Origin of the sequence: Paraburkholderia sp. LEh10, from assembly GCF_017814945.1 — a bacterium.
In the GTDB taxonomy this organism is placed as follows: Bacteria; Pseudomonadota; Gammaproteobacteria; order Burkholderiales; family Burkholderiaceae; genus Paraburkholderia.
Genome location: NZ_JAGIPX010000019.1, coordinates 138,111 through 144,200, shown reverse-complemented (window position 1 = coordinate 144,200; position 6,090 = coordinate 138,111). Strand labels below are relative to the sequence as shown.

The 6,090-nt window shown below is 57.3% G+C and carries 5 protein-coding genes; 1 reads left to right on the top strand and 4 read right to left on the bottom strand.

The annotated features are described in order from the left end of the window. Positions 1 to 431 precede the first annotated feature (431 nt). Complete coding sequence (locus J8I87_RS18060) at positions 432 to 1,244, top strand: IS5 family transposase (RefSeq protein ID WP_209933031.1); 813 nt, start codon at positions 432 to 434, stop codon at positions 1,242 to 1,244. Here J8I87_RS18060 and J8I87_RS18055 read toward each other — a convergent pair. The 4 genes from J8I87_RS18055 to J8I87_RS18040 all read right to left on the bottom strand — a co-directional run bounded on the left by J8I87_RS18055 (position 1,241) and on the right by J8I87_RS18040 (position 6,035). Beyond that, positions 1,241 to 3,094 (bottom strand): hypothetical protein, encoded by a 1,854-nt coding sequence (locus tag J8I87_RS18055; RefSeq protein ID WP_209933030.1) that lies wholly within the window; start codon positions 3,092 to 3,094, stop codon positions 1,241 to 1,243. The two genes, J8I87_RS18060 and J8I87_RS18055, sit on opposite strands and share 4 nt — an antisense overlap. Positions 3,095 to 3,232: 138 nt before the next feature. Continuing rightward, positions 3,233 to 3,400 (bottom strand): hypothetical protein, encoded by a 168-nt coding sequence (locus J8I87_RS18050; RefSeq protein WP_209933029.1) that lies wholly within the window; start codon positions 3,398 to 3,400, stop codon positions 3,233 to 3,235. Between the two features lie 489 nt (positions 3,401 to 3,889). Further along, positions 3,890 to 5,521 (bottom strand): hypothetical protein, encoded by a 1,632-nt coding sequence (locus J8I87_RS18045; protein ID WP_313064876.1) that lies wholly within the window; start codon positions 5,519 to 5,521, stop codon positions 3,890 to 3,892. Positions 5,522 to 5,609: 88 nt separating this feature from the next. Further along, a complete protein-coding gene (locus J8I87_RS18040; protein WP_209933027.1) occupies positions 5,610 to 6,035 on the bottom strand; it encodes a GtrA family protein in 426 nt (141 codons plus the stop codon). Positions 6,036 to 6,090: the final 55 nt, after the last annotated feature.

Here is a 6,090-nt window from a genome sequence, read left to right as displayed (position 1 = left end):
GCCGGAAAGCTCGACTTTTCTACCTTTAACCCACATGCCCGGTAAGCCGCATTACCCATTCCATTTTCGAAATAGCCGATAAAGAATAGTAGTTGATTTATTTTTCAATCCGAATTTTTAAATGTCCGGTCAAGCTATTGGTTGTGCGGTTCCTCTGTTCGTCGTTTTGAGCGGTGCAGTGATGCCGTCTCGAAGCACGGTTCCTCACGGCAGGCGACTGCTGATTTTCTCCTCCGTTTTCACATGCTTTGCTTGGTTAGGGGCGGGGGCGCTGCCGCTTTCCCGCAGCGTGCTGGATTGCTTCGGCGTCACGGGCAATACGGCGGCGCCCGACAGGGTCGTCCGGATACGCCGGCAGTTGTACAGCCAAAACCTGATGTCAGGTCTAGACGGTGTTAGGAACTTCCGGTCAAACCTGGTACCCTGGAGGCATGACAAGAGAGAAACGTAAAGCCTACCCGACAGACGTGTCAGACGAAGAATGGAGCTTCGTGGCAGCGTATCTGACGTTGATGGATGAGAGTGCACCTCAGCGGAAATATGAGTTGCGCGAGATGTTCAATGCGTTGCGCTGGATGGCTCGCGCTGGGGCTGCGTGGCGAATGCTGCCGACCAACTTTCCGCCGTGGGAACTCGTGTACCAGCAGACGCAACGATGGCTGGCGGCCGGCTGTTTCGAGTGCATGGTGAGTGACCTTCGTTCGATCGTCCGTGTGGCGCAGGGGCGGCAGGGGCAGCCCAGCGCCGTGATCCTTGATGGCCGTACGTTGCAATCGACATGTGAAAGCGGTCCACGCGCAGGCTATGACGGCTACAAGCGCAAGCGTGGCAGCAAAGTGCATATGGCGGTCGACACGCTGGGTCAACTGCTCGCCGTACACGTGACTCCGGCCAACGAGCAGGAACGCGCGCAGGTGGCAGAGCTGGCGCGTCAGGTGCAGCAGGCAACGGGAGAAACCGTGAAAGTTGCCTTTGCCGATCAGGGTTACACGGGCGAAGAGCCCGCGCAGGCCGCGCGAGACCAGGGAATCGATCTCCAGGTGGTCAAGCTCGATGAAGCAAAAAAGGGCTTCGTGCTACTACCGCGACGATGGGTAGTCGAGCGCAGCTTCGGGTGGCTCAACCGCTTTCGGCGCCTCGCACGTGACTCCGAACGCTTGCCCGAAACACTCGCTGGTCTGCATTTTGTCGTCTTCGCCATGCTTATGCTTGTCCATGCGATCCCAGTACTTCGAAGTTCCTAACACCGTCTAGGCGACCATGTGTGGTCCGTGGACAGGCCGGCGTAGTGGCGTCGAGACACAACAAAGTCCAGTTGTGGATCGGCACATACTTGTTTCAAGCCGGTTTGGGTCAGGGGGCCGTATGCCTGCGGGGGCGGAAATAACGTCGATTTGGGATCTTCATCGTTATTGTGACGGGGCCGTGCAGCATACGGATCCTGTCTTATCCTTTCAAAGCGCCGAAGTGAATCAAACGTGGTCTTGCGATGGAAAATCATGCCGGACGCCTGATATGGCGAAAAATAGCTTGACGTCCTCATCATGAGCCAGGGATAGACAATTTCGTCCGACGGGCCGTCCCAATAGACCATATCGCCGTGTGCAACCACGCCGTTAAATGGCACGAGGTCCGCGCGATCCGCTTGCGCCTCCACAATGCTGGCCTCCTCTGAGCGTTGATCAATATTGATAAGTCCATATGCCGCCAGCATGGCCAATGTGATTGGAAGACCAACGGCCGAGAATCTGTTGCGTGACCAAAGGAGCAGGACCAACAGTGTGACGAGCGCGACAACAAGGCGGGTATGGATTATCGCTTCGAGCCCTGGTATGGCGAATGCCACGCTGCCGGTCGGAAACGCCATGCGGCGGTACGCGTAAATCTCTTGGAAAAAGAACCAGATAACGAGGGCGACCAGCGTTGCGCTGATCAGCACGCGCCGCAAGATGATGGGAATCTCGCCGGAAGCGGACGGTGCTGTCCCGGGCGACTTGTGACGTGCCACTGCGTAGAGCGCTATGGCGATCAGTAAAGCTACGATGCCGCCGCCGACATCGAGCAACAGCCAGCAGATCCCAAGCACCCAAATCAGCGCAGGGCGCCTATGGATCTCGACCCGGGCTAACTGAAGGGCCGCCGGCCACTGCATCAGAGCCAACAGCCACAGCGTGCGCCATGTCTGCAGCTCGATCCAGGCGGCATCCCGCCCAGTCAGATCTGCCACTGTGCTAAATGCGATACCTGCTACGCCCACGAGTGTCAGATTCGACCACAGCTTCCGGTTTTCTTGGGACCCGGTCGCGCACAGTGCCGCGGGCAATGCAATGGACCAGCATGCCTTGCTCCAATCCCAGAGATGCCAGAGCGTGGGAAACAGCATCCTCTGGTTAAATCGCGCGATTTCCCGCCATTCTGAATCGAATGGGTGCAGGTGAAGCGCCTCGAACGGCAGAAGCTCGATGACGGCGAAAGCGACAAGCGCGAATGGCAGTAGCTGCCACCATTTCACCTGCGATGTCATGGCAAGCACTACGATTGCGAGAGATGCGCCGCCGATCAGCGGATGAACGGCGGAGGCGACGACAGTGAGCATAAGCGCGCGGAGATGACGTCGCTCGAGCATAAGGGAAATCGCCCACAATCCCAGCGCTTCGGCGGGCAGCCGGGCGGTGAGAAATGCTTCGTCATAAGAGAGGCCCGAATACGCGCCGTAATAGGACGGCATGCAGCCGACGAGGAATACGCAGAGCCAGTGCCCTGGCGGAGGAAGGAGCGCCTTCGCCAAACGCCACATTCCGCCCCACCAGAGCGCTTGGGCAAAGATCAGGCACGCTAGGTTGCTCGCCCGAAGCCCAAATGCAGAAACGAGCATGCCGTAAACCTTGCCGTAAATGGTCCAGTGATCCTGCGAACCAAATTCGAAGAACAAGTCGTGCGCAAAATGAGCCGGGTGAGCGTTATAAAGAGCTTGGGCCGTATACAGGACTGCGTCGTGTCTGATGCCCGTGTACGGATGGGCCAGCAGGAACAGGATCGCCAGTGAAAGCGCTAGCGAAATTGTTGAGGGCCGGTACCGATTGATAGTAGACATGACTGGGTGGCGACTTTTTATTCGAAGGCGTTCAAATCGCCAATCCGGTCACCGCGGAGCGCATCGTGGCGCTTCGCCATGCTCGTTGGCTGCTACGAGCGGCAAGATGGGATCGACGTGGATTTGGGCAGGCGGGCATTAGGCGACGCGCATGCGCATACCGCGCATGCACCCTGATGCATTGGCGCGCATTGCCAAAGTGCTAAATGCGATACCACGTGGGCGTTTGGTTTCCACGCGTTTGAAACGGTGCGGCCACTCACCCGCAAGCGACTTCACTGCGATGGAGCAGTTGCTTTTCTTCATGTATTTTCCCCGGCGCCCAGCTTCGATGACCAGACTGCGCTGGCACCTTGAGCCCTTTCTGCTGGAACTATAGGTGCAGCTGGTTCTTTACGCTTTTGGAACTTAGGCAGGTTCCGTGCCAAACGCTCGCGTTCCGCATTCGGAGCTCGTTAAATCCGCGTCTGGTGTTGGATTCCGCACTAATTTGTCTCAGTTTTGAAACAAGTTTTATCCGCCAATCGGATTAACGGGCCTCGGGAGGCGCGCGCAGACAGTGGTTTGCTGGCGGCCGCGGAATGTCGCTATGGTGGGATTTCGTGGTCAAGCGCGATCGACAGCGATGCGAGGTCATCGCGAACAGGCGTGTCTAGCAAAGCGTGCTTCTCGCGTGCCTCGTCGGGCGAATCGCACACCACCGCAGAATCGCCGGGCAGGATCTTCAGATGCTCGCGCCGCCGACCGAGCTGATCGAGTCGGCCTTTCACGTTGACGCGCGCAAGGCGTCCGGTATTAACGGATTACCCATACCTGTCCGGCGTCAGTTGCCGGTAGCGGTACAGCGACTATATGAGCTTTGCGCAGAAATTCTTCATCCTCGCGTTCTCCTGATCCAATCATGCGGATCGATCGGTTCCGCAGGTAAGGGTCGTTCTGGACGAGGTCGGTGAGAAAGAAGCTGCGATTGACGGAAACAAAAACGATGCTTCGCGTGTCGCTCGGGACGTCCGGCAGGCGGGCCAACTGCGTGCCGATGTGGTGTTCGATATTCCTCAATTGCCACGGCACAAGAATTAGTAGGCTGCAGATAATCAGGGATCCCGCCAAATTCCGAAGTGCGGGGAGCGCATCTGCGCGCTCGCGCGGAAACGCATCGATTACGGCTGCGCCTGCCAGGAGGGGAAGGACACTCCAGGCGGGATGGAAATAACGGTACCCCCAACCGTTCCCCTGGTCGAATGGAACGAAGAAATAGCCGAAGAAGGTCAGCACGGCTGACGCTGCAAGTAGCTGTACGGCGACGTTTTCTCGCCTGCGGGCGTATCCCATGCCGGCCAGGATCAGCAGGCCGGGCATCGCCCATATCCATAGCTTGATGAGGCCGGCGAGTCGAATGAAGAGTATCAATATTCCGGGCAAACAAAAGGCCGACGCGATCGTATCGAGGATACCCCGGGATGCGGGTTGAACCGACTGAGTCGCAATATCGGTTGTGATATGCGCCTTGAACAGGACCCAGCCGATGCCCAGCAGCAAGGTGAGGGGCGCATATCCCGCGGCGAGTGCAAGCATCTGTCGCCAAGACGGACGTTGAAAGAGAAACCAGATCAGCCATGGGAAAGCAAAGAGAATATGGGGCAGCGGATTGTGGAAGGTCAATGCAATCGAGCCAATGACGCCGCTGACGAAAAGCTGACGCGGTGTCGGTTGAAGAAACCCCCAGACGAAGACCAGGTTGACAAGCAGCAAGCCCGTCATCGCATAGTAGGAAATGCCCGAGGCCACGAAAACAGGAGACGCCAGAGTGAAGAGCATGGCCCAGCCGGGCGCCGCTTCCTCTTTCGGAAAGACGAGGCGACAGGTGCGGGCAATGGCGACGAGTGTCAGCGCCGACAGCACGGGATTGCATAGCCATTCGGCCCCGATCAGGCTGAAGGGCGCCATCGCCAAGGCAAAGCCGGGCCAATAGGCGGAGGCCACTTGACCGCTGGTACGGGACACGACCAGGAAATAGTTCTGGAACGGCGTGTAGATCAGCCGATCCAGCCACTCGGGCGGAAATTGTCCAGTCAGTGCGCCGCTGGCGAAGATGCGACTCTGAAACCACACCGCATACTCGTCCATCGACAACGGATGGACGTGATAGACGAAACGCGCGCCTAGGCCAAACGTTACAGCGGTCATAGCCGCCAGGCGCCACGGATGGCGGCCGCATGCTGCAGCGACGGCGGGCAGGCGACAGCAGAATGGAGATGCAGCGATGGCGATGAACAACACCAGCAGGCTCAGGTACGCTGCCGGACGATCATAGGTATTGAGAAGGTAGGCAAAGAAGTTTGAAAAAATCTTTGATACAGGCGTATCGGCTGCGAGCAGGAGCGCGCAGATGCTTCCGCCAATTCCGGTCCTGATGGCCAGCAGCACAGCAGGGGACGATAGCCTTTGGGTTAAAGGTGTTCGTTTTCCGACACTCCTCACTTGTTTCTCCCAGCCTCGAAATTCTGATACGCGGTCACGTCCTGGTCCACACCGAAAACGTCCAAACATGATGGGCCAGGAAGTTGAACGCCGTGAAAATAAGCGTGACGAGCACGCTGGACAGCAGATAGTTGATCCCCAGTATGCCGACCAAGATACGCATCATGACTAAATTGAGGAAAAGAGAAGCGATCGTGACGAAGTAGTAACGTTTCACATCGCCGAAGTGAAGCCGGGAACCATTGCTGAAGGTGAATCGATTATTAAGAACGAGGCCAATCCAGTTGACCCCGAAAAAAGAGAACGTTATGCCGAAGAAATAGTGCCAACCGATCCACGATGTGGTGAACCACAAAATCAGCAGATTCAGTGACGCGCAGAATCCACCCACCAAGGCGAAGCGCAGGAATCTGCCGAGCAGCGGATAGTCGGATGGCCAGAAGGTCAGATCTTTGGACATGGCATCAGTCAAGTAGTCGAAAGCGCTACGGAATTCCTTTATACATGTCGAACTT